At 72.1% G+C, this 21388-nt stretch carries 20 protein-coding genes; 9 read left to right on the forward strand and 11 right to left on the reverse strand.

Translation table 11 applies throughout. From position 1 onward, the window contains the following. The first annotated feature begins 34 nt into the window (after nt 1-34). The 4 genes from NUM_RS24105 to NUM_RS24120 all read left to right on the forward strand — a co-directional run bounded on the left by NUM_RS24105 (nt 35) and on the right by NUM_RS24120 (nt 4809). Complete coding sequence (locus tag NUM_RS24105) at nt 35-322, forward strand: hypothetical protein (RefSeq protein WP_207127205.1); 288 nt, start codon at nt 35-37, stop codon at nt 320-322. A gap of 9 nt (nt 323-331) precedes the next feature. After that, nucleotides 332-1240, forward strand: a complete 909-nt coding sequence (locus tag NUM_RS24110) for an MBL fold metallo-hydrolase (protein ID WP_207127206.1) — start codon at nt 332-334, stop codon at nt 1238-1240. 266 nt (nt 1241-1506) lie between these two features. Continuing rightward, nucleotides 1507-2022, forward strand: coding sequence for an NUDIX hydrolase (locus NUM_RS24115; RefSeq protein WP_207127207.1), 516 nt, complete (start codon nt 1507-1509; stop codon nt 2020-2022). Between the two features lie 474 nt (nt 2023-2496). Next, nucleotides 2497-4809 carry an immune inhibitor A domain-containing protein gene (locus NUM_RS24120; protein WP_207127208.1) on the forward strand — a complete coding sequence of 771 codons (2313 nt, stop codon included), beginning with the start codon at nt 2497-2499 and terminating at the stop codon, nt 4807-4809. Nucleotides 4810-5102: 293 nt separating this feature from the next. Here NUM_RS24120 and NUM_RS24125 read toward each other — a convergent pair whose 3' ends face one another. From NUM_RS24125 to NUM_RS24135, 3 genes are all read right to left on the reverse strand, one after another. Next, nucleotides 5103-5744: an HAD family hydrolase gene (locus NUM_RS24125; RefSeq protein ID WP_207127209.1), complete on the reverse strand. Its 642-nt coding sequence runs from the start codon at nt 5742-5744 to the stop codon at nt 5103-5105. Nucleotides 5745-5975: 231 nt separating this feature from the next. Beyond that, nucleotides 5976-6215 (reverse strand): glutaredoxin family protein, encoded by a 240-nt coding sequence (locus tag NUM_RS24130; protein WP_207127210.1) that lies wholly within the window; start codon nt 6213-6215, stop codon nt 5976-5978. A 177-nt stretch (nt 6216-6392) separates the two neighbouring features. After that, entirely contained in the window at nt 6393-7943 is a 1551-nt protein-coding gene (locus NUM_RS24135; protein WP_225918816.1) for an AMP-binding protein, read from the reverse strand. A gap of 387 nt (nt 7944-8330) precedes the next feature. Between NUM_RS24135 and NUM_RS24140 the strand changes: the two genes are divergently transcribed. The 3 genes from NUM_RS24140 to NUM_RS24150 all read left to right on the forward strand — a co-directional run bounded on the left by NUM_RS24140 (nt 8331) and on the right by NUM_RS24150 (nt 11569). After that, nucleotides 8331-9176, forward strand: coding sequence for an ECF subfamily RNA polymerase sigma factor, BldN family (locus tag NUM_RS24140; protein ID WP_308440587.1), 846 nt, complete (start codon nt 8331-8333; stop codon nt 9174-9176). 258 nt (nt 9177-9434) lie between these two features. Further along, nucleotides 9435-10613 carry a DUF5667 domain-containing protein gene (locus tag NUM_RS24145; RefSeq protein WP_207127212.1) on the forward strand — a complete coding sequence of 393 codons (1179 nt, stop codon included), beginning with the start codon at nt 9435-9437 and terminating at the stop codon, nt 10611-10613. Nucleotides 10614-10735: 122 nt separating this feature from the next. Continuing rightward, entirely contained in the window at nt 10736-11569 is an 834-nt protein-coding gene (locus NUM_RS24150; protein WP_207127263.1) for an HAD family hydrolase, read from the forward strand. Between the two features lie 194 nt (nt 11570-11763). On the opposite strand, the gene NUM_RS24155 is transcribed toward NUM_RS24150, so the two are convergent. Continuing rightward, nucleotides 11764-12978 (reverse strand): FAD-dependent monooxygenase, encoded by a 1215-nt coding sequence (locus NUM_RS24155; protein WP_207127213.1) that lies wholly within the window; start codon nt 12976-12978, stop codon nt 11764-11766. Nucleotides 12979-13080: 102 nt separating this feature from the next. Here NUM_RS24155 and NUM_RS24160 point away from each other — a divergent pair, with 102 nt between their 5' ends. Next, a complete protein-coding gene (locus NUM_RS24160) occupies nt 13081-13659 on the forward strand; it encodes a TetR/AcrR family transcriptional regulator (RefSeq protein WP_207127214.1) in 579 nt (192 codons plus the stop codon). A 21-nt stretch (nt 13660-13680) separates the two neighbouring features. Here the strand turns inward: NUM_RS24160 and NUM_RS24165 are convergent, their stop codons facing one another. The 6 genes from NUM_RS24165 to NUM_RS24190 form a co-directional block, all read right to left on the reverse strand. Beyond that, complete coding sequence (locus tag NUM_RS24165) at nt 13681-14709, reverse strand: lysophospholipid acyltransferase family protein (RefSeq protein ID WP_225918817.1); 1029 nt, start codon at nt 14707-14709, stop codon at nt 13681-13683. Continuing rightward, complete coding sequence (locus NUM_RS24170) at nt 14706-15791, reverse strand: NAD-dependent epimerase/dehydratase family protein (RefSeq protein WP_207127215.1); 1086 nt, start codon at nt 15789-15791, stop codon at nt 14706-14708. The genes NUM_RS24165 and NUM_RS24170 overlap by 4 nt, the downstream gene beginning before the upstream one ends. 155 nt (nt 15792-15946) lie before the next feature. Next, nucleotides 15947-16048 carry a 30S ribosomal protein bS22 gene (locus tag NUM_RS24175; RefSeq protein WP_084131757.1) on the reverse strand — a complete coding sequence of 34 codons (102 nt, stop codon included), beginning with the start codon at nt 16046-16048 and terminating at the stop codon, nt 15947-15949. 336 nt (nt 16049-16384) lie between these two features. Then, nucleotides 16385-16609: a DUF397 domain-containing protein gene (locus tag NUM_RS24180; RefSeq protein ID WP_207127216.1), complete on the reverse strand. Its 225-nt coding sequence runs from the start codon at nt 16607-16609 to the stop codon at nt 16385-16387. Further along, entirely contained in the window at nt 16609-17457 is an 849-nt protein-coding gene (locus NUM_RS24185) for a helix-turn-helix domain-containing protein (protein WP_207127217.1), read from the reverse strand. The genes NUM_RS24180 and NUM_RS24185 overlap by 1 nt, the downstream gene beginning before the upstream one ends. A gap of 349 nt (nt 17458-17806) precedes the next feature. Beyond that, complete coding sequence (locus NUM_RS24190) at nt 17807-18727, reverse strand: proline dehydrogenase family protein (RefSeq protein WP_207127218.1); 921 nt, start codon at nt 18725-18727, stop codon at nt 17807-17809. Nucleotides 18728-18978: 251 nt separating this feature from the next. Between NUM_RS24190 and NUM_RS24195 the strand changes: the two genes are divergently transcribed. Continuing rightward, nucleotides 18979-20145: an NADH-quinone oxidoreductase subunit D gene (locus NUM_RS24195; RefSeq protein WP_207127219.1), complete on the forward strand. Its 1167-nt coding sequence runs from the start codon at nt 18979-18981 to the stop codon at nt 20143-20145. 98 nt (nt 20146-20243) lie between these two features. On the opposite strand, the gene NUM_RS24200 is transcribed toward NUM_RS24195, so the two are convergent. Then, nucleotides 20244-21266 (reverse strand): hypothetical protein, encoded by a 1023-nt coding sequence (locus NUM_RS24200; protein WP_207127220.1) that lies wholly within the window; start codon nt 21264-21266, stop codon nt 20244-20246. Nucleotides 21267-21388 lie beyond the last annotated feature (122 nt).

Raw genomic sequence — 21388 nt, forward strand, 5'->3', positions numbered from 1 at the left:
CCGTGCGTCGATTCCAGCCGGCAATGTCGACGGCATGACCGACGAGACGACGGCGTACGACGCCGAGCACGACACCATCGACCTGGCCGCACTGACCGGTGGCGCGCTGCCGCGCCGGTTCGCGATCTGCACGTACTCCGACGACGACGGCGAGCCGTCGCTGCGGTACTGGGGGCTGCAGACCGCCGACACCGCGATCGGGTTCGGCCGCGGCGCGGTGCATTCGGCGGCCAGCGCGGAACGGATCGCGCGGCGGCTGTCCCTGGTGTACGACGTCGAACTGCTCTGGCTCGACCCCCCGCCGACCAGCCCGGACATCTAAGCTGGGCCGATGCCGACCGACATCGAGTTTCCTCGATGGATTCACGGCGCGCCGGCCAAGCGACGCCGCACCGACCCGCCGATCCAGGTGCACCGGCACGACGAGCACACCTTCGTGCTGCGGCAGAGCAAGGACCTGTCGTACGAGGCGCCGTTCCTCTACCTGCTCCGCGGCACGGACGCCGCGCTGCTGCTGGACACCGGCGCCACCGCCGAGGCGGACAGCTTCCCGTTGCGCGCCACCGTCGACGAGCTGCTGCCGGACCGGCCCGGGTACCGGCTGATCGTGGCGCACAGCCACGCGCACGGCGACCACGTCGCGGCCGACGCGCAGTTCGCCGACCGGCCCGACACGACCGTCGTCGGTACCGACCTCGACGCGGTCCGCGCGCAGTTCGGGCTGGCCGACGAGCCCTACGCGGCGGCCGACCTCGACCTCGGCGACCGGCTGCTGCACGTGGTGCACACTCCCGGCCACCACCGGGCCGCGATCACCCTGTACGACCCGCACACCGGCTGGCTGCTGACCGGCGACACCGTCTACCCGGGCCGGCTGTACGTCGAGGACTATCCGGCGTTTCTCGGCAGCCTGGACCGGATGGTCGCGCTGACCGAGCAACGGCCGGTCACCGCCGTGCTCGGTACGCACGTCGAGATGACCGACCGGCCGCGGCGCGACTACCCGCTCGGTGCGACCTGGCAGCCGCACGAGCACCGGCTGGAACTGAGCGTCGAGCAGCTGGTCGCGATCCGGGACGCGGCGCGCGGGTTCGCCGACCGGCCCGGCGTGCACCGGCTCGACCACGTGGTCGTCTTCCACGGGTTCTCCCCGCGCCGACTGCGCTACGAGCTGGCCCGGCACTACCTGTACCAGGCCCGCAGCACCGTCTCCGCCCTGTTCGCCCGCAGCCCGGGGTGAGGCCGCGTCGCCCGACCCGGCGTGAGGCGGCGTCGTCCGGCCGGCATGACGCGGCGCCACCCCGACCCGGCGCGACCGGCGGCGCCGACCACCGCCTCGCAGCTGACCGTCACCGCCGGTCCGCGGTCGGACCTGGCCGGCACCCCGCCGTCCCTCCGCTGCCGGCGTGGCCGGCACCGCACCGTCCTCCGCGGCGTGGCGTGGCGTGACCGGCGCCGCACCGCGCCGGTACGCCGGGGAGCGCCCGGACGCGGTGTAATGGCCGGATGATCGAGCTACCCGACGACCTGCCGGTACTGGAACGCGACGTGGTCCGGCTGATCGTGCGCGACGCCACCGGCGCGGTACTGCTGTTCCACACCCGGGAGCTGACCATGCCGGAACTCGGGTACTGGTGGGAGCTGCCCGGCGGCGGCATCGAGCCCGGCGAGACCTACGTCGACGCCGCGGTCCGGGAACTGCGCGAGGAGACCGGCCTACGGATCGGCCCGACGCAGGTCGGCCCGGCGAACTGGCGGCGCACCTCGTCGTTCCGGATGCGCGGCAAGCGGCGGGTGCAGCACGAGGTCGTCGCGGTCGCGACGCTGGATGCGGTGGCCCCGGACATCGACGAGCAGGACCGCGAGCAGCACGAGGTCGAGGACTACGTCGACTTCCGCTGGCTGCCGGTCGACGAGATCGTCGGCAGCACCGAACGGTTCTATCCCGGCCGGCTGCCCAGCCTGCTGCCGGACGTGCTGGCCGGCAAGGAGATCGACGAACCCTTCGAACTCTTCTCCTGACCGATCGGGAGTCGAGTTGCCCGTGCCGCAAGGCATCGGCGCGGTAGTGAGTGGTTCTTCAGTCACCCCACCCACCCGGGGGGCCAGCCCCGACACGACCCTAGCCGGACGGCTGCGGGCCGGCGACCGGCGCGCGCCGATCTGTGCACAACCGGTACCCCTGTGGACAGCGAGCGACCGGGACGCTCCGCGACTGACCGTGCCGCCGGCAACGGCCCTCGATGTGCGACCTGCCGGCGCCGCACAGGGCGCTTAACGGACCGACAACGCAAGCAGCGCAAAAGAGTCATCGACCGCGGACGGTCGCGCACCCACCTCGGAACTTAAGCATCCCTTAAGAGCAGGTCATAACAGGATTTCCATTCCTGAAGCGGGATCTTCCTTGTGCCAGGGTGGGCGGCACCGTGCCCTCCGATCCCAAGGGCACGCCATCCGGCATCCCCAGTTCGCCGGAAGGACACAGAGGAGGAACGCGTGCGGAGACTAACCGCCGGTGTGATCGCCGGCGCCGCAGCGGGGCTGCTCGCCGTCGGTACGATCGGCTCCGCGGCCGGTGCCGCGCCGAGCGACGGCCATCCCGCGACCAAGACGACGAGCAAGGTCCAGCCGGCTCGGGCACACGCCGAGGACGATCTGCCCAGCCCGTTGTCGGACAAGCGCCGCGAGCTGATGCAGCAGGCGGCGAAGAAGCAGGCCCAGGGCACCATCACGCCGAAGCGGGTCGGCAAGTCCGACGTCGTCAAGATGGGCAAGCGCGCCGACGGCAAGAACCAGTACGTCGAGACGTCGAGCACGCGCACCGACGAGATCTTCACCGTCCTGGTCAGCTTCGGCGACCAGACCGACCCGCGTACCGGTGGCACGCCCGGGCCGGCCAACGGCCAGATCAAGCAGCCGGACCGCAACTGGAACGGCGACTCCACCGACGACAACTCGACCTACTGGGTGCCGAACTTCGACACCCAGCACTACAAGGACATGTTCTTCGGCAAGAAGGACTCGTTCAAGGACTTCTACGAGCACCAGTCCAGCGGCAAGTTCAGCGTCAGCGGGGACGTCTCCGGCTGGGTGACCGTGCCGTACAACGAGGCGCGGTACGGCAGCAACGAGATCCCCGAGACCGACGGCTACTGGAACCTGGTCCGCGACTCGGTGAACGCCTGGTACGCGGCGGAGAAGCAGCAGGGCGCCACGGACGAGGAGATCGCCAGCTACCTGTCCCGGTTCGACAAGTGGGACCGGTACGACTACGACGGCGACGGCAACTTCGACGAGCCGGACGGCTACCTCGACCACATCGAGATCGTGCACGCCGGTGAGGGCGAAGAGGCCGGCGGCGGCCCGCAGGGCGCCGACGCGGTCTGGTCGCACCGCTGGTACGCGTACTCCACCGACCAGGGCAAGACCGGCCCCGACGGCAACCTGCTGGGCGGCACCCAGGTCGGCGACGCGCCGTACTGGGTGGGCGACTACACCACCGAGCCGGAGAACGGCGGCCTCGGCGTGTTCTGCCACGAGTTCGGCCACGACCTCGGCCTGCCGGACGAGTACGACACCGCCGGCGGCGACAACAGCACCGGGTTCTGGACGCTGATGTCGTCCGGTTCCTGGCTGGGCAAGGGCTTCGACTCGATCGGCACCACCCCCGGCTACATGAACGCCTGGGACAAGTACCAGCTGGGTTGGCTCGACTACGCGGTCGTGCCGTACCAGGGTGCGAAGACCAAGGTGACGCTCGGCGCGGCGGCCCGGCAGGGCAAGAACCCGCAGGCCCTGGTGGTCACGCTGCCGGAGCAGACCATCACGCACGACTACAACACGCCGGCCTCCGGCTCGTACGAGTGGTGGGGCGGCGCCGCGGACAACCTGTCCTCGTCGCTGACCCGGGAGCTCGACCTGACCGGCGCCAGCAGCGCCAGCATCTCCACCAAGGCGTGGTACGACATCGAGGAGGGGTACGACTTCCTGCTCGCCGAGGTGTCCACCGACGGTGGCACGCACTGGACCTCGCTGAACGGCGACGGCATCACCGGTTCGTCGAACAACGCGTGGACCGACGTCAGCTACGACCTGTCGGCGTACGCGGGCCAGAAGGTGCTGTTCCACTGGCAGTACAAGACCGACGGCGGCGTGCACTACGCCGGCGCGTTCCTGGACGACCTGGCGCTGACCGTCGACGGGGCGACCGCGTGGACCGACGACGTCGAGTCGGCCGACCCGGCGTGGACCGCGGACGGCTTCAGCCGGATGACCGGCAGCACGTCGGAGCAGAAGGCGCGGTTCTACATCGCGGAGAACCGGCAGTACGTCGACTACGACGACACGCTGCGGACCGGCCCGTACAACTTCGGGTTCGGCGACACCAAGGCCGACTGGGTGGAGCACTTCCCGTACCAGAAGGGCCTGTTGATCTGGTACGTCAACTACGCGTACGAGGACAACAACACCAGCACCCACCCCGGTGGTGGGCTGGTGCTGCCGGTCGACGCGCACCCGGGCGCGCTGTTCTGGTCCGACGGCAAGGCCGTCAGCAACCGGATCCAGCCGTGGGACGCCACCTTCGGGACGAGCAAGACGCCGGCGCTGAACCTGCACCACGCGGGTGGCGCCACGCTGTCGCTGCCGGCCCAGAAGGCGGCGAAGACGTTCGACGACAGCAACGTCGACCGCTACTACGACCCGCAGAACCCGCAGGGTTCGGTGAAGGTCGCCGGCAGCGGTACCCAGATTACGGTCACCAAGCAGGCCAAGAACGGCAACCTGACCGTTCAGGTCTCCTTCAAGTAGAAGGTCTGCCGGGCCGGCACCGCGCCGGCCCGGCGGGACCGGCAAGGCTCGATTCGGGGCGCCACTGGCGCCCGGGCGGGGCGGGAGTTCGTCGGATGGCTCCCGCCCCGTCTTGCTGCCCCCCGACCATCCACTGTGGACGTCCCGCGGTGCGACCAGCGACGCCGCACGGGACGGTTTGGCGCGCGGTCAGCCGACCGCCGCGCTGGACCGTTGGGCGCACGGTCATTCGACGCCGCGCCGGACGGCCCGGAGCGCGATCAGCGGACGCCGCGCTGGGCGGTTTGGCGCGGTCAGTCGGCGTACCGGGACGCGGCCAGGTGTACCGCCGCCGGCAGTGACGTGGCGACCGGGACACCGGCCTCGGCGAGCCGGTCCGGATCGGTGAAGCCGCCGGTCACCAGCACGCAGCGGGCACCGACCGCCGCCGCCGCAGCCGCGTCGTCCACCGTGTCCCCGATCAGGGTGCAGTCGGTACCGACGAGCCCCAACGCCGCGAGATGCCGGACCAGGTGGTCGGCCTTGGCGCCACCGCCGGTCACAGCCCGCAGCCCGTCGACCCGGGCGAACCGGTCGGACAGCCCGAACGTGTCGACGAACGGCACCAGCCGTTCGTGGAACCACATCGACAGCAGCGACTGGGTCCCCGGCCAGCCGGCGATCGCGGCCTCGGCCCCGGCCGCGAGCCGGCACTCGGCCAACCGGGTGTGGTACGTGTCGTGGAAGATCTTGTCCAACCGGGCGAACTCGTCCGCGTCGACGGCACGCCCCAGCACGTCGGCGTAGTAGTCGGCGATCGGCCGGCGGTACCGGCGGCGCAGCTCCTCGGCCGGGAACGGGCCGTCACCGCAGGTCGCGAACGCCGCGTTGGTCGCATCGACGGTCAGGTCGAAGTCGTTCAGCAGCGTGCCGTTCCAGTCCCACACCAGATGCATGACGCCGACCCTAGATCCGACGTGGCCGGGCGAACCAGTCCGCGGCCACGGAACCGATCCGCGTCACAGCACCCACCGCCACCCGGCACGACGGCCGAAGCACGGTACGGCCACCGAAGCACGGCGCGACGGCCAAAGCACGGCGCGACGGCCAAAGCACGGCGCGACGGCCAAAGCACGGCGCGACGGCCGAAGGTCGGTACGGCGGCCGAGGTGCGCGCGGCGGGCGGCTCAGCGGGCCAGGTCGCGCAGCAGCCGCGCTTCCTCGACCCGCCAGTACCCGTGTTCCTTGCCGTCCAACAGGATCACCGGCAGCCGGTCCCCGTACTCGCGGTCGAGCTCCTCGTCGGTCGCCACGTCGATCTCCCGCCAGCCCACGCCGGCGGTGGCCGCGACCCGCGCCATCGCCTCCCGCGCCGCCGCGCACAGATGACAGTCCTGCCTGGTCAGCAACGTCAACCGGTCGTCCACCCGGCCAGTATCGCCGCCGCCCGAACGGCACTCCGGCCCCGGGTCACCGCCACCCGGCGCCCACGTCACCCGATCCCAGCCACCCGGGCCGGCCACGCATGCGGCCCGGGTCACGGGGTCCGGGCCACCCGGCCCGGGTCACGGGGTCCGGGCACAGGTCCGGGCCGCCGGCCCGAGTCACGGGGTCCGGGTCACGCCGTGCGGCAGCTCCGCCTTGCGTACCTTGCCGGTGGCCGAGTGCGGCAGCCGGGCCACGATGTCCACCGCGACCGGGCACTTGAAGTGCGCCAGGCTGCCGTGGCAGTACGCGATGAGCTCCTCCTCGGTGGCCGCCACGCCGGGCTCGGGCACCACGTACCCGCGCACCGCCTGGCCGGTCAGCGGGTGCGGCACGCCGACCACCGCGGCCTCCCGTACCGCCGGGTGTGCGGCGAGCACCGCCTCCACCTCCCGCGGGTACACGTTGAAGCCGGACACCACGATCAGCTCGTCCACCCGGTCGATCAGGAACAGGTCGCCGTCGGCGTCCAGGTAGCCGATGTCGCCGGTGCGCCACCAGCCGTCCGGGTCGGGCCCGTCGGCGCCGTTCGGCCAGTATCCGGAGAACAGGTTGTCGCCGCGCACCACGACCTCGCCCGGATCGGTACCGGGGCTGGCGTTCTCGTCCGCCTCCGACTCGGCCTCGGTCAGCGGCTCCCCGTCCGCGCCGACCAGCCGCAGCTCGATGCCGGGCAGCGGCCGGCCGACCGAGCCCGGCTTCGCCGTCGGCGCGGCCAGGCTGCTGGTGACCACCGGCGCCGCCTCGGTCAGCCCGTACCCCTCGTGCAGGGTGATGCCGTTGTCCTGCAACGCCGTGCGGGGTGCGGGCGGCAGCGGCGCGGCGCCGGACACGGCGAGCCGGACCGAGCGCAGCGGTGCGGCCAGCTCGCCGTGCGCGACCCAGCTGGCGAACATCGCCGGCACCCCGAGCACCGTCGTCACGCCGTACCGCTCGATCTCGGCCAGGGTGGCCTCGGCGTCGAACCGCGGCACCAGCACGCCGGTCGCGCCGTAGCGGGCGACCTCGTGCAGCCCGGGGCCGAGCCCGAACGCGTGGAACAGCGGCAGCGCCAGCAGCACCACGTCGTCCACGCCGACCGGAGCCGGGTCGAGCCGCCCCATCTGCGCGCCGTTGGCGAGCAGCGCACGGTGGCTGAGCATCGCCGCCCGCGGGCTGCCGGACGTGCCCGAGGTGTACAGCAGCACCGCCAGGTCCTCGCCGCCCCGGCTCGGCGCGACCCCCGCGCCGTCCGTCCTGGCCAGCTCCTCGTACGGCTCGGCCAGCCGGTGCGCGCCACCGGCCACGAACCGGTGCGGCACCTCGACGCCGGCGGTGGCGTCGTGCACGGCCGGGGTACCGAGCAGGATCCGGGCGCCGCAGTCGACCAGCAGCCGGGTGAGTTCGGGTTCGGTGTAGCCGGGGTTGACCGGCACCGGCACCAGATCGGCGCGCATCGCGGCGAAGTATCCGACGACCCAGTCGATCCCGTTCGGCAGGGCGATGACGATGCGGTCGCCGGGCGTGAGCGCCCGGGTCAGCAGCGCGGCGGCGACGGCGCCGACCCGGTCGGCCAACGCCGCCCAGGTCAGCGCGGTGTCACCCAGCCGCAGCGCGACGTGGTCGGGCCGTGCCCGAGCGGCCCGCGGTACGAGATCGGCGATGTTCCGGATGTCCTGCGACACGGCCACCGAGTCTGGCATACCCGTTGCGGCGGGACACACCCCGACGCACGATGCCGAGTATCGTTTCCGGGTGCGGCAGGACAGTGTTCGGCACGCTCGGCCGACAAGGTGCGAAGTGAAACTTGCTCACGACAAAATTCGTTTCGCGCAGACGGACAGGATGTCCGTCACTGGCGGTAGGGACCCCGACACACTGTTGCTCGTAGTAGTCGAGTACACACATCAGTGTGATGTCCGGCCTTATCATCACTTGGCCGTCCAACACTGAGCCTTGGGAACCGACACCCCTCGCCCGAGGAGGCCGCAAGTGCCCGTCGAAGCACCGCTCTGTTACCCCATAACGCCTGGCCGCGCGCATCGATACGGTGCGCGTCGCCACGAAGGGTGGCATCGGTGAGCGCGGCCAGCATGTCCGCGCCGTTCGACGGCCCGGACCCCGTCGGCGGACTGCACGCCTTACGCACTCTCGTCGCGGACCGGGCCGAGACCAAGGGCAGTTCCCTCGCGGCCCGGGCCGGGCAGGCGCTGCGCGCCGCCACCCGGACCAAGCCGCAGCCGCGGCCACACACCCGGCAACGCAGCGGTGACGACACGCCCACCCAGTCGATCACCCGGGTCGAACCGGCCACGCCGACACCGACACCGGAGCCGACCCGCCCGGACCAGGTCCCCGAGTCGGCCACCGACGTCTGGCGGCTGGTACAGCGGGCCCAAGCCGGCGACACCGAGGCGTTCGGCCTCATCTACGACCGGTACGTGGACACCGTGTTCCGGTTCATCTACTTCCGGGTGAGCACCCGGCAACTCGCCGAGGACCTCACCTCCGAGACGTTCCTGCGGGCGCTGCGCCGCATCGGCAGCTTCACCTGGCAGGGCCGTGACCTGGGCGCCTGGCTCGTCACCATCGCCCGCAACCTGGTCGCCGACCACTTCAAGTCCGGCCGGTACCGGCTGGAGGTGTCCACCGCCGAGGTCCTCGACGCGGACAGTCCGGAGCGCGGCCCGGAGGGCAGCCCGGAGGCGGCGGTCGTCGACAAGCTCACCAACCAGACGCTGCTGGAGGCGGTCAAGCGGCTCAACCCGGAACAGCAGGAGTGCATCGTGCTGCGGTTCCTGCAGGGGTTCTCGGTGGCCGAGACCGCCCAGACGATGGGCAAGAACGAGGGCGCGATCAAGGCCCTGCAGTACCGAGCGGTGCGCTCGCTGGCCCGGCTGCTCCCGGAAGGCTTCACACCCTGAACGCCTGGTGTCCGCGCGTCGCCGTGTCGCCACCGTCCGCTATGTGTAGGGACGGTGGCGGTTGCGGCTGTTGACACCGGGACGGGGCTTCTTCCCTGACTCGTGGCATGTCAGGATGGCCGGGCGTAACCCGGTCCCGGCAGTACGCGTTGGTCCAGACGGGGTCGACGGTGTGCGACAACGCACCCAAGGCTGCCTGGCCGACCGGCGTCGCCGGTGGCTCGGCGTGCCGCGAGACGGAAGGAGGTGCGCGCGGCGATGAAACTGTTCCTGCGCCGGCGGACCGAACGCTTCGCGCAGCTCGTGGCGGACGACCTGCCCGAGCACGACAACGCCGAACAACAGGCCGGACACCACCAGGCCCGTGCTGCTCACCATACTCGCGACGCGGACGACACACTCGCACTTCTGGTGCGGGTGGGCCGAGAAGTTTCCGCGCAGGCCAGTACGTTCGAACGCAGCCACCGGATGGATCCGGACGCCAAGGCGGACATCCGCCGCCGGCTGCTCGCCGACGCCGCCATCCACGGCATCGGGGCCGCCCGTGCCGACGCCGAGCCGGACACCGACATCAGCGTGCGCACGCACGGTACGCCCCGGCCCACCCGGCACGCGGTGCCGCCGAACCGGCGGCCGAAGGTACGGCTGATCGTCATCGGCGGCGTGGTCGCCGGCGCGCTGGGCATCTCCGGCGTGGCCGCCGCCAGCACCTCCGCGGTGCCGGGCGACGCGCTGTACAACGTGAAGCGGTCCACCGAGCGGGCGCAGATCGCGCTGGCCGGCTCGGACAGCAACTCCGGCCAGCTCTACCTGCAGTTCGCCCGGACCCGGTCCGGCGAGGCCGGTTCGGTCAGCGACGACCCGGCGCAGCTGTCCAAGGTGCTCGGCGACATGGACCGGGAGACCCGGCAGGGCGTCGCGCTGCTCGACTCCACCGCGGTACACGACCGCAGCGCGACCGAGCTGGACCGGGTCGACTCGTTCACCGCCGCCCAGCGGCCGGTGGTGGCCCGGCTGACCGGCCGGCTGACCGGCCCGTCGCACCACCGGGCGCAGCAGTCGCTCGAGCTGATCGACCAGGTCAAGCAGCGGTCCACCGAGCTGCGCCGGCTGCTGCTGTGCACCACCGGCAAGTCGGTGAAGCAGGACTCGCTCGGACCGGTACCGCAGAGCTGCGCCGCGCTGCCCGGCGCGAAGCCGGGCCCGTCCGGTACCGGGCAGGGGTCCGGCCGCGGCCCCGGCCAGTCGCCGACCGGCACGAGCCCGAGCGGGAAGGCCAGCGCCTCGCCGACACCGAGCACCTCCGGTACACCGTCCGGATCGGCCCGGCCGTCGTCGAGCGAGAGCGGATCGCCGGCGCCGAGCCCGTCGACCAGCGATTCGGGCAACGGTGGCCTTCTCGGGACGATCGGCAAGATCCTCGGCGGTCTGCTCTGACCGGGAGCGGTCACGGCCGATACGCTCGGAGGGTGGACGTGTTTGCCCGACTACGGCGTCGTCGGCAACGGCTGTCCGCGCGTGCGAGGGTCGCCGGTGCGGCCAGCGCCGCGCACGCATCGATGGCCGAGCCGGCCGAACCGGGTGCGGTGGCCACGCTCGACGAGGCGCCCGACGCCCCGCGGCGTGCCGCCGCGCCGGATCCGACCGCGGCGGCGTTCTTCGACGTGGACAACACGCTGCTGCGCGGCGCATCGATCTTCTGGTTCGCCCGTGGCCTCGCCGCGCACGACTACTTCACCACCCGCGACCTGCTCGGCTTCGCCTGGAAGCAGCTGAAGTTCCGGGCCAGCAGCACCGAGGACACCGAGGACATCGCCAGCGCACGGGACAGCGCGCTGGCGTTCGTCGCCGGCCGGCGGGTCGACGAGATCGTGACCCACGGCGAACGGATCTACGACGAGCTGCTCGCGGTCCGGATCTGGTCCGGGACCAAGGCGTTCGCCCAGCTGCACCTGAACGCCGGCCAGCGGGTCTACCTGGTCACTGCGGCGCCGGTGGAGCTGGCCCGGTTGCTGGCCCGCCGCCTCGGGCTGTCCGGCGCGCTCGGCACCGTGGCCGAGACCCGCGAGGGGGTGTACACCGGGCGGCTGGTCGGCGAGATCCTGCACGGCCCCGCGAAGGCGGAGGCGATCCGGGCGCTGGCCGAGCGGGAGGGCCTCGACCTGGACCGCTGCGTCGCCTACAGCGACTCGATCAACGACCTGCCGATGCTCACCGCCGCCGGCGGCGCCGTCGCGATCAACCCCGACTCGTCGCTGCGCCGGCTGGCCCGCGAGCGCGGCTGGGAGGTGCACGACTTCCGCACCGGCCGTCGCGCCGCCCGGTACGCGCTGCCGATGGCCGCGGCGCTCGCCATCAGCGTCGGCTACGCGTACCACCGTCGCCGCCGCTGACCCGCGCTGACCCGCGCCGCCCGTCGCCGGCCCGCTGTGTCGCGCTGGTCCGCGGTGTCGCGCTGGTCCGCGTCGCCCGCCCGCTCCGCCCGTCGCTGCTCGCCATCCACGTACCGTCGGCCGATCGCCGCGGTCGAGCCGCTGCCCGCCAGGTACGTACCTGACCATGCCCCCGGTCGGGCTCGCCGTTCGGCTCAGCGGGCCGTCGCCGTGGCGGCGGGCGTCGGGTCGTCGTCGAGGGTGATCGCGGTGGCGGCGCGGTGGATCGACGCGACCGCCGCGGCGAACAGCCGGTCGTGCCCGGGCAGCCGGCCGAGCAGGCCGAGCATCCGCATCGACATCCGGACCTGCCGGTCGGAGTGCAGCACCATCCGGCGCACGTTCGCCGGGCCCAGCTTCTGGTTGGCGTCGACGAACGGCCGCATCCGCCGCTCGTACCGCTCGAAGGCGGTGCGGTGGTCCGGGGCCGCGGCGAGCTCCTGCGCGAGCACGTACCCGCCGACCAGCGCCACGCTGGTGCCCTGGCCCGACGCGGGGGACGCGGCGTACCCGGCGTCGCCGACCAGCACGACCCGGCCGGCCGACCAGTGGTCGGCGTGCACCTGCGCCATGGTGTCGAAGTAGAAGTCCGGCGCGTCGGCCGCGGCGGCGAGCAGTGCCGGCACCTGCCACCCGTCACCCGCGTACGTCTCGGTGAGCAGCCGGTGCTGCTCCTCGATCGTCGGCCGGCCGACCGAGCCGCCCTCGAACAGGAACATCGCGGTCGCGCCGGAGTCGTGCGCGGTGCGGTAGGCGAGCGCGGTGCGGCCCGGCGCGACGTAGGTCAGCTCCTCCCGGTCGAGCCCGAGCGTGTCCGGCACCCGGTAGACGCAGATCTGATAACCCATCGGCCGCACGTACCGGTCCTCCGGGCCGAAGGCGAGCCGGCGGGTCGCCGAGTGCAGCCCGTCCGCGCCGACGACCACGTCGTACCGGCCGGTGCCACCGCTCTCGAACGCCACGTCGACGCCGTCGTCGTCCTGGGTCAGCGTGGCGATGGCGTCGCCGTACCGGCAGTCGACGCCGACGGTGTCGGCGAGCAGGCGGAGCAGGTCACCGCGGCGGACCTCGGTGTCCGGGCCCTGCCGGCCGCCGAACGTGTCGCCGCCCATGCTCGCCACCTTGCGGCCGCGGCCGTCGACGATGGCGCCGGCCCGCACGTCGGTGGTCAGCTCCCGCAACTGCGGGAGCAGGCCCATCCGGTCGACCACGTCGAGCGCCGCACCGCGGATGTCGATCTTGTACCCGCCGGTGCGGGGCTCGGCGGCCCGCTCGACCACGGTGGTCGCCCAGCCGTGGCGGCGCAGCCAGTACGCGAGGGTCAGGCCGGCGACGCCGGCTCCGGAGACGAGAACGCTGCGCTGGGTCATCGGGGGCTCCTTGGCAGGTCGAGGTGTTCGATGCCGAAACCATACAGTCGAGTAAGACGATTGTGCAAGACGTTTGTCTGACACAGTTGCTATGCTCTCGGCATGGGAAACCGGGACGCGCTGCTCGACGGCGCCACACAGTGCCTGTACGAGAAGGGCTACGCGCGCACAACCGCCCGCGACATCGCCACCGCGGCCGGCGTCAGCCTCGCCGCGATCGGGTACCACTACGGATCGAAGGAGGCGCTGCTCGACGCCGCGTTGCAACGCGCGATCGAGGAGTGGGGCGACCGCCTCGCCGCCTCCCTCGCCACCGTCGGCGAAGCCGGCGGGACGGGTGGGGCCGCGCGGTTCGAGCAGGCCTGGGCCGGGGTGCTCGCCTCGCTGGCCGACAGCCGACCGCTGTGGGCGGTGCAGTTCGAACTGATCGCGCACCTGCAGCGCACCCCCGAGCTGCGGCACAGCTACGCCGAGGCGACCCGGCAGGCGCGGCTCGAACTCGCCGCCATCTTCGGTACCGAGACCGCGGACGAGGCGGCCGCGCTGCGGGTCGGTGCCTTCTACCAGGCGCTGCTCGTCGGGGTGGTCGGCCTGTGGCTGGTCGATCCGGCCGATGCGCCGTCGGCGCCCGACCTGCGCGACTCGATCCGTACCGTCGCCGCCGGCCTCACCGCCGGCTGACCCGAACGCGCCCCGGCGGGGTCAGAAGGTGCTGCCGCGGCGCAGCAGCAGCCGGTGCAGCGTCTGCTGGATCGTCTCCCGTACCTGGTCGGCCAGGCCGAACACGGCGGCCGGGTCGTCCGGGTCGGCGTCCAGTGCGGACGTGTCGATCGGCTCGCCGCACTCGATCAGCCACTTGCTCGGCAGCGGCACCGCGCCGAGCGGCCCCAGCCACGGGAAGAACGGCGTGACCGGGAAGTACGGGATGCCGAGCAGCCGGGCCAGCGGCTTGATGTCACCGATCAGCGGGTAGATCTCCTCGGCCCCGACGATCGACACCGGCACGATCGGTACCTTCGTGCGCAGTGCGGCGGCCACGAAGCCGCCGCGGCCGAACCGCTGCAGCTTGTACCGGTCGGTGAAACGCTTGCCGATGCCCTTGAAGCCCTCCGGGAACACGCCGACGATCTCGCCATCGGACAGCAGCCGCTCCGCGTCCGGGTTGCACGCGAGCGTCGCGCCGGATTTGCGGGCGAACTCGCCGAGCATCGGGGTACGGAAGATGAAGTCGGCACCGAGCAGCCGCAGGTGCCGGTGCGCCGGATGGTCGTCCAGCAGCGCCAGCTGCAGCATCAGGCTGTCCATCGCGATGGTGCCGGAGTGGTTGCCGACCAGCAGCGCCGCGCCGTCGGCCGGCACGTGGTCCAGCCCGGACACCTCCACCCGGAACCACGAGCGGTACAGCGGCCGCAGCACCCGGGCGAGCAGCTGCTCGGTCAGCTCCGGATCGAAGCCGAAGTCGTCCACCGGGTAGTCACCGGTGACCCGGCGACGCAGGAACGCCAACCCGTCCGCGATCCGCCGCTCCCACACGTCCGCCTCGGCGGTGCCGCCGGACGCCTCCGCCGCATCCGCGCGCGGGTCACCGTCGGCACGGCCGGCGTCGACGCGCGGGTCACCGTCGGCACGGCCAGCGCCCACGCGCGGGTCGCCGTCGGCACGGCCGGCGTTCGCCGACGGGTCCTTCGCCGCGGTACCGTCGTCGCCCACCGCGGGCTCGTCGGCGGTCACGGTCGGTCTCCCTTCGCCGCCAGCATCGAGCGCAGCCCGGACAGTACGGCCCGGCCACCGGCCCGGAGCAACCGCTCGGCCTCGTCCAGGCCGCCGGCATCGACCGGCGCGCCCATTCCGTGCCCGGCGATGAAGTCGTCGAACGCCTCCGGCGTGCTGCGCGGCGAGTAACCGAAGTCGTCGATGAGCCGGCGCACGTCCACCACCCGACCGTGCACCAGGAAGTCGAGCTGGTCGAGCGAGAAGTCGACCAGCCCGGACCGGCGGGCCAGCTGCGCCACGGTGGTCATCGCCGGGTCCGGCATCGGCCACGGCACCCGGCCGGCCCGGCGGACCGCCTGGGACAGCAGCAGCACGCCCGGCCCGGCCACGTTGAAGTCGCCGGGGTGCTCCTCGCGGGCGGCCCGGCAGGTCACCTCGACCGCGTCGTCGGCGTGCACGAACTGGATCCGCGGATCGTGCCCGAGCACGGTGGGCACCACCGGCAGCGAGAAGTACCGGGTGAGCGTGGTGTCGGCGCGCGAACCGACGAACGGCGCGAAGCGCAGCACGGTCACCGCCGTGTCGGGGCGACGGCGCCGGAACCCGCGCACGTACCCCTCGATCTCGACGACGTCCTTGGCGTAGCCGCCGCGCGGCATGGCGCGCAGCGCGGTCTGCTCGGTGAAGATCGCCGGGTCGCGCGGCGACGCGCCGTACGCGGCGGTGGAGGAGCGGACCACCAGCCGGCGCACCGTCGGCGCGTGCTGGCACGCCGCGAGCAGCTGCAACGTACCGATGACGTTGAGTTCCTTCATCGCGTCGCGGCCGCCGGCCCCGGTCGGGCCGGCGACCACGGCGAGGTGGAGCACGGTGTCCACCGCGGCGTCGGTCACCAGCCGGGCGATGCCCGGGCTGCTGATGTCGGCGCGGCGGTAGTCGACCGCGGGCAGCAGGCTCGCGGCCACCCCGGTCGGCTCGGTCTCGTCCACCCCGACCACCCGGTCGATCCGGGGGTCGGCGGCGAGTCGAGCCGCGACCTGGGCCGCGAAGTACCTGCTGACGCCCGTGACGAGCACGACCCGTGGTGCGACTGCGTGCATGCGCGCCCCCAGCACCATCAGTGGCCCGCGCCATCGGTGACAGCACCTCGATGGCACGGCGCCTTCAGTGGCTGACGCGAATCCTGCCGTTGGACGACGTCGTCACGACCCGTCCCGCGGCACCGGCGATGCGGTCGGCGGCAGCCGACCCGGGCCTACTTGCCCTGACGGCGCCGCTGGATGCGGGTCTTGCGCAGCAGCTTGCGGTGCTTCTTCTTCGCCATCCGCTTGCGCCGCTTCTTGACGACGGAGCCCATACGTCATCCCCTTGCTTGCGATTTCGCCGGCCGCCGATGCGGCGGCCTGGCGCAGGTAGTGAACACCAAACCTTATCCGGGTGAGCGGGTGATCGCCGCAGCGGGCGGAGGTGCACCGACGGGCGTCACATCACCTCGCCGCCGACCGTCACGCTGAGCGACTACCGTACCGAGGCCGGCGCGGCTCGCCGAGACCGCGCCCCGGCAGTGCCGCCCCTCGGCCGGGAGGACCCGTACCGCACCGGTGTGGCGCGGTCGGGGTCCCGGAGAAAAACCGGGCGGCGGACGCCGCGCACGGCTCGCCACCCGGTTTTCTCGGCGTGATGCGAAGATGTTTCAGCTCAGGTCGAAACGGCCGTCGCGAATTCCGTCGAGGAACTCACCCCAGGCCGCCGTGCCAAAAACGAATGCCGTACCCAGTCGATTCTTGGAATCGCGCACACCAACACCTGACGGGACGAACGCGACTTCGACGCAGTTGTTCCCGCCCCCGCTGCGGGTGCTCTTGCGCCATGCCGCGAAGGCCAGCTCGGTAGGGTACGCGGTGCCTTCGTAGTGCATCACAACTCCTTCGTCAACGCGACGACCCGCTCCAATGCATTGTCCGGCTTGAGCGCCGCCGCGCGTAGATGGTCAAACATCAGGTTATAACGACGAACCTCCTGGTCGGTTTCCAGATAGAGCCCACCAGTTGCATTGTCGAGATAAACGACATCCGGATCCTCGGGATCCGGGAAACCGAGGATGACAAAGGCACCGTCCATCCCCGCATGTTCGCCGGAATCGAAGGGCACCACCTGCATCGTCACGTTGGTGCGCTCGGCCACGGCGGCCAGGTGGTGCAGTTGCTCGCGCATCACCTCGCGGCCGCCGACCCAGCGGTGCAGGACCGCCTCGTCGAGCACCAGCCAGAGCTCCGGAGGGTCACCCTCAGTGAGCAACTTCTGCCGAGCGAGCCGCAGATCGACCTTGCGTTCGATCTCCTCGGGGGTGAGATCGGGTCGCGCCGCCCGGGTCGCGGCGCGGGCGTACTCCCGGGTCTGGAGCAGGCCGGGGATCAGCAGCGCCTCGTAGGTGAAGATGGTCTCCGCGGCGGCCTCCAACCCGATGTACGGGCCCAGCGCGACGTCGCTGTACGGATGCCACCAGGCCTTCTGCCGCGCCTCCCGGGCGATCTGGACGAGCTCCTCGCACTTCTGCTCGTCCAGCCCGTAGATGTGCAGCATGAAGCGGACGTCCCGGGCGGTCGGCGAGACCTGGGCGTTCTCGGTCCGGGAGATCTTGGACGCGGAACACTCCATCCGGCCGGCGACCTGGTCGATGGTCAGCCCGGCCTCCTCGCGCAGCCGGCGCAGTTCCATGGCGAGCCGCCGCCGCCGTGCGGTCGGGCTGCGTCGTCTGAGGGTCATCGCCTTACCTCCTCGGCACGCCGATGGGGAGTGGGATCCGGCTCCACCCAGACCGGCGCAGCTAACCCCCCGCCGATCTTGCACCTACTCACCGATCCTGCCCAGACCGGAAGCGCAGAATTCCTCGAACCCCGACGGGGGACATCTCCGGCGAACGGCACTGTTATGCCGTTACCTCTCGGATGCGAGGTTTCGCCGACCTTCCACCGGCCTAACGAAGCGGACCGCGGGAGGTGGCGGATGCGGTCAGGTCTGCTTGATCAATAACAAAGCGCCAGCTCAGTACGGGGTGGAGACGGCAACGGGGCGCCCGGCACGCGCCGGACGCCCCGTGGGCCACGCCGATCGGTCAGCCGCGGCTGCCGAGCGAGCGAAGGAAGAACGCCAGGTTCGCCGGGCGTTCGGCAAGACGTCGCATGAGATACCCGTACCACTGCACTCCGTAGGGCAGGTAGACACGCATCGTGTACCCGTCGGCGATGAGCCGGCGCTGCTCGTCCGGCCGGATGCCGTAGAGCATCTGGAACTCGAACGAGTCGGGCGAGCGGTCGAACCACTTCGCCCGGTCCTCCGCGATCGCCACCATCCGCGGGTCGTGGGTGGCGACCATCGGCCTGCCCTCGCCCGCCATCAGGATGTTCAGGCACCGCACGTACGACCGGTCGACGTCCAGCTTGGCCTGGAACGCCACCGACTCGGGCTCGTCGTACGCCCCCTTGCACAGCCGGACCCGGGACCCCGCGCCGGCGAGCTCGCGGCAGTCCGCCTCGGTGCGCCGCAGGTACGCCTGGAGCACCGCGCCGGTGTCCGGGAAGTCCTTGCGCAGCTGCATCAGCAGCTCCAGGGTGGAGTCGGTGGTGGTGTGGTCCTCCATGTCCACCGTCACCGTGGTGCCGGCGTTGGTCGCCGCCTGGCAGATCTCCCGGGCATGCTGGTAGGCCAGCTTCTCGTCGAACAGCTGGCCCAGCGCGGACAGCTTGATGCTGACCTCCACCGGCGGGCACAGCCCCTCGGCGGACAGCGCGCCGAGCAGGTCGAGGTACGCCTGCTTCGTGGTCGTCGCCTGCTCCGGGCTGGTGGTGTCCTCGCCCAGGTAGTCGAGACTGACCGCGAGGCCGGACGAGACCAGCTCGCGCGAGGTGTGGAGGGCGTCGTCGAGCGCGGCGCCCGCGACGTAACGACGGACCACGTCCCGGCTGACCGGGGCGGTCTCGACAAGCCGCTCGACCCGGTCACTGCGGGCCGCGGCGAGGATCACCGATCGGAGCATGGCCCCGACTTTAACCCTGTCGCCGGCTCGCTCGACAGGGAGACCCATCACAGAACGTCAACATGTTTCGAAGGGCTTCCCTGTCCGATTCCGTCGATCTTTCATGCAGCTCCCGGACCACCGTCAAATCGTCGGCTCGCGCGGCGCAGCGGTGACGGTACGCGACCACCCGCCCGCGCGCGGCGGCCGAACCGGACACCGCGGTACGGCGGGTGACCGGCCGGCACCGGTACCGGTGGGAGGATGCAGGGATGGACACGTCCCGGGAGCTGGTCGTCGGCCTGGGGTCCGGCGCCGAGCAGCTGGCCGATCCGGACCTCGCCACCGCCGACATGGTGCTCAACATCGGCCCGCAGCACCCGTCCACGCACGGCGTGCTGCGGCTGCGGCTGACGCTCGACGGGGAACGCGTCAAGGCCGCCGAGCCGATCATCGGGTACATGCACCGGGGCGCGGAGAAGCTGTTCGAGGTGCGCGACTACCGGCAGATCATCATGCTGGCGAACCGGCACGACTGGCTGTCCGCGTTCAGCAACGAGCTGGGCGTGGTGCTCGCCGTCGAGCGGCTGATGGGACTCGCGGTACCGGACCGGGCGGTGTGGCTGCGCACCCTGCTCGCCGAGCTGAACCGGGTGCTCAACCACCTGATGTTCCTCGGTTCGTACCCGCTGGAGATCGGCGCGATCACGCCGATGTTCTACGCGTTCCGGGAGCGGGAGACGCTGCAGGCCGTGATGGAGGAGGTCGCCGGCGGCCGGATGCACTTCATGTTCAACCGGGTCGGCGGGCTGAAGGAGGAGGTACCGGCGGGCTGGACCCGGCGCTGCCGGGACGCGATCGCCGCCGTCCGGCGCCGGCTGCCGGATCTCGACGACATCATCATGCGCAACGAGATCTTCCTCGCTCGTACCGTCGGGGTCGGCGTGCTGACCGCCGAGGCGGCCGCGGCGTACGGGGTGTCCGGGCCGGTGGCCCGCGCCTCCGGGCTCGACCTCGACCTGCGCCGGGACGAGCCCTACCTCGCGTACGACCGGCTCGACGTGCCGGTCGTCACCCGCACCGCGGGCGACTGCCACGCCCGGTTCGAGTGCCTGCTGGAGCAGGTGCACGTGTCGCTGGAGCTGGCCGACGCCTGCCTGTCCGAAGTGGACCGGACCACCGGGCCGGTGAACGTGCGGCTGCCGAAGGTGGTCAAGGCACCGGAGGGGCACACGTACGCGTGGACCGAGAACCCGCTCGGCATCAACGGGTACTACCTGGTGTCGCGCGGGGAGAAGACGCCGTGGCGGCTCAAGCTGCGCACCGCCTCGTACGCCAACATCCAGGCACTGTGCACGTTGCTGCCGGGCTGCCTGGTACCGGACCTGATCGCGATCCTCGGCTCGATGTTCTTCGTCGTCGGCGACATCGACAAGTAGCGCCGGACCGCGCGACCTCGACAAGTAGCGCGCGAGAACGGTGAGTGGCGCCGGGACGCGAGAACGGTGAGTGGCTCCGCGACGCGCGAGGTCGCCGGTCAGTCCTCGGCGCGGTGCCGGGCCCGGCGCGCCGCCCGGGGCGACACCGGCGCCGGCGGCGCAGGCGGGTCCTCGCCGCGCAGTTCGGCCCACGGGTCGAGGCGGGCCACGCTGTCCCGCAGCGGGTCGACGGCGCGTGGCGGCCGACGTCGTACGGCCGGGGCCGGCGGCGCCGTGGTCTCGGGTTGCGCCTTGCGGCGCTCCACCCGCAACGGCTCGAACCGCTGTACCCCGCTGTCCCGCAGCGGATCGGGCGCCGGCGGCAGGCTGCCACGTCCGCGCGCGGCGTCTCGCGCCGGGCCCGCGGCGGCGGGACGCGCGCCATCCCGTACCGGCTGCATCGCCCCCGGCCGCAGGCTGTCCCGCACCGGATCGACCGCACCGGGCCGCAGGCTGTCCCGCACCGGATCGACGGCACCGGGCCGCAGGCTGTCCCGGACCGGGTCGACGGCGCCGGGCCGCAGGCTGTCCCGGACCGGGTCGACGGCGCCGGGCCGCAGGCTGTCCCGGACCGGGTCGATCGTGCCGGGTTGCATGCTGTCGGCGACCGGGTCACGGCGGCGGGGCGGCATCCCCGGGCGGCGGGTGCCGGCGGATGCCTGGGCCGCGCTCGCGCCGACCGGCTCGCGGGCCGGTTCGCCACCGAGCCGCGCGGTCAGCGTGTCGAGCTGCTCCTGCAGCGCGGCGAGTTCGGCGTGCGTGCCGTGCTTGGTGCGCTGCAACGCGGTGGTCATCGCGGAGCCGAGGTCGCCGCGTACCGCTTCGATCTCGGCGGCCAGGTTCTCTTGCAGCTCGATCCGGACCCCGTCGGCGTCCCGGCGCAGCACCACCGACAGGCCGATCAGCACCGTACCGACGATCGCGAGCACCGCGGTGCCGCGCAGTGCACCGCCGTCCCGGGCGAACCAGAGCGCGATCCCGGCGAGCGGCGCGAGCATCGCGCCGACCCAGAACAGCACGGTGGGCAACCGACCGCGGTGGGGTCGACGTCCCTGGGCGGACGCTGCGGTACGGGCTGTCATGGGAGCCGAGGCTACCGAGTGCGACACGGTCGAAGAAAGGCCGGGCCATCGCGCAATCGGTAAAACGATCGACAACTGGCCGGCCACCCGGCCCGATCGTCGGCGAACGGTGACTTCATCCG

Origin of the sequence: Actinocatenispora comari (assembly GCF_017312725.1) — a bacterium.
Classification (GTDB): Bacteria; Actinomycetota; Actinomycetes; order Mycobacteriales; family Micromonosporaceae; genus Actinocatenispora; species Actinocatenispora comari.

Bases quoted from the DNA above. Each gene is read 5' to 3' on its own strand.
- NUM_RS24105 (WP_207127205.1), top strand. From the start codon at position 35: ATGACCGACGAGACGACGGCGTACGACGCCGAGCACGACACCATCGAC.
- NUM_RS24110 (WP_207127206.1), top strand. From the start codon at position 332: ATGCCGACCGACATCGAGTTTCCTCGATGGATTCACGGCGCGCCGGCC.
- NUM_RS24115 (WP_207127207.1), top strand. From the start codon at position 1,507: ATGATCGAGCTACCCGACGACCTGCCGGTACTGGAACGCGACGTGGTC.
- NUM_RS24125 (WP_207127209.1), bottom strand. From the start codon at position 5,744: ATGCATCTGGTGTGGGACTGGAACGGCACGCTGCTGAACGACTTCGAC.
- NUM_RS24145 (WP_207127212.1), top strand. From the start codon at position 9,435: ATGAAACTGTTCCTGCGCCGGCGGACCGAACGCTTCGCGCAGCTCGTG.
- NUM_RS24150 (WP_207127263.1), top strand. From the start codon at position 10,736: ATGGCCGAGCCGGCCGAACCGGGTGCGGTGGCCACGCTCGACGAGGCG.
- NUM_RS24155 (WP_207127213.1), bottom strand. From the start codon at position 12,978: ATGACCCAGCGCAGCGTTCTCGTCTCCGGAGCCGGCGTCGCCGGCCTG.
- NUM_RS24160 (WP_207127214.1), top strand. From the start codon at position 13,081: ATGGGAAACCGGGACGCGCTGCTCGACGGCGCCACACAGTGCCTGTAC.
- NUM_RS24170 (WP_207127215.1), bottom strand. From the start codon at position 15,791: ATGCACGCAGTCGCACCACGGGTCGTGCTCGTCACGGGCGTCAGCAGG.
- NUM_RS24175 (WP_084131757.1), bottom strand. From the start codon at position 16,048: ATGGGCTCCGTCGTCAAGAAGCGGCGCAAGCGGATGGCGAAGAAGAAG.
- NUM_RS24180 (WP_207127216.1), bottom strand. From the start codon at position 16,609: ATGCACTACGAAGGCACCGCGTACCCTACCGAGCTGGCCTTCGCGGCA.
- NUM_RS24185 (WP_207127217.1), bottom strand. From the start codon at position 17,457: ATGACCCTCAGACGACGCAGCCCGACCGCACGGCGGCGGCGGCTCGCC.
- NUM_RS24190 (WP_207127218.1), bottom strand. From the start codon at position 18,727: ATGCTCCGATCGGTGATCCTCGCCGCGGCCCGCAGTGACCGGGTCGAG.
- NUM_RS24195 (WP_207127219.1), top strand. From the start codon at position 18,979: ATGGACACGTCCCGGGAGCTGGTCGTCGGCCTGGGGTCCGGCGCCGAG.
- NUM_RS24200 (WP_207127220.1), bottom strand. From the start codon at position 21,266: ATGACAGCCCGTACCGCAGCGTCCGCCCAGGGACGTCGACCCCACCGC.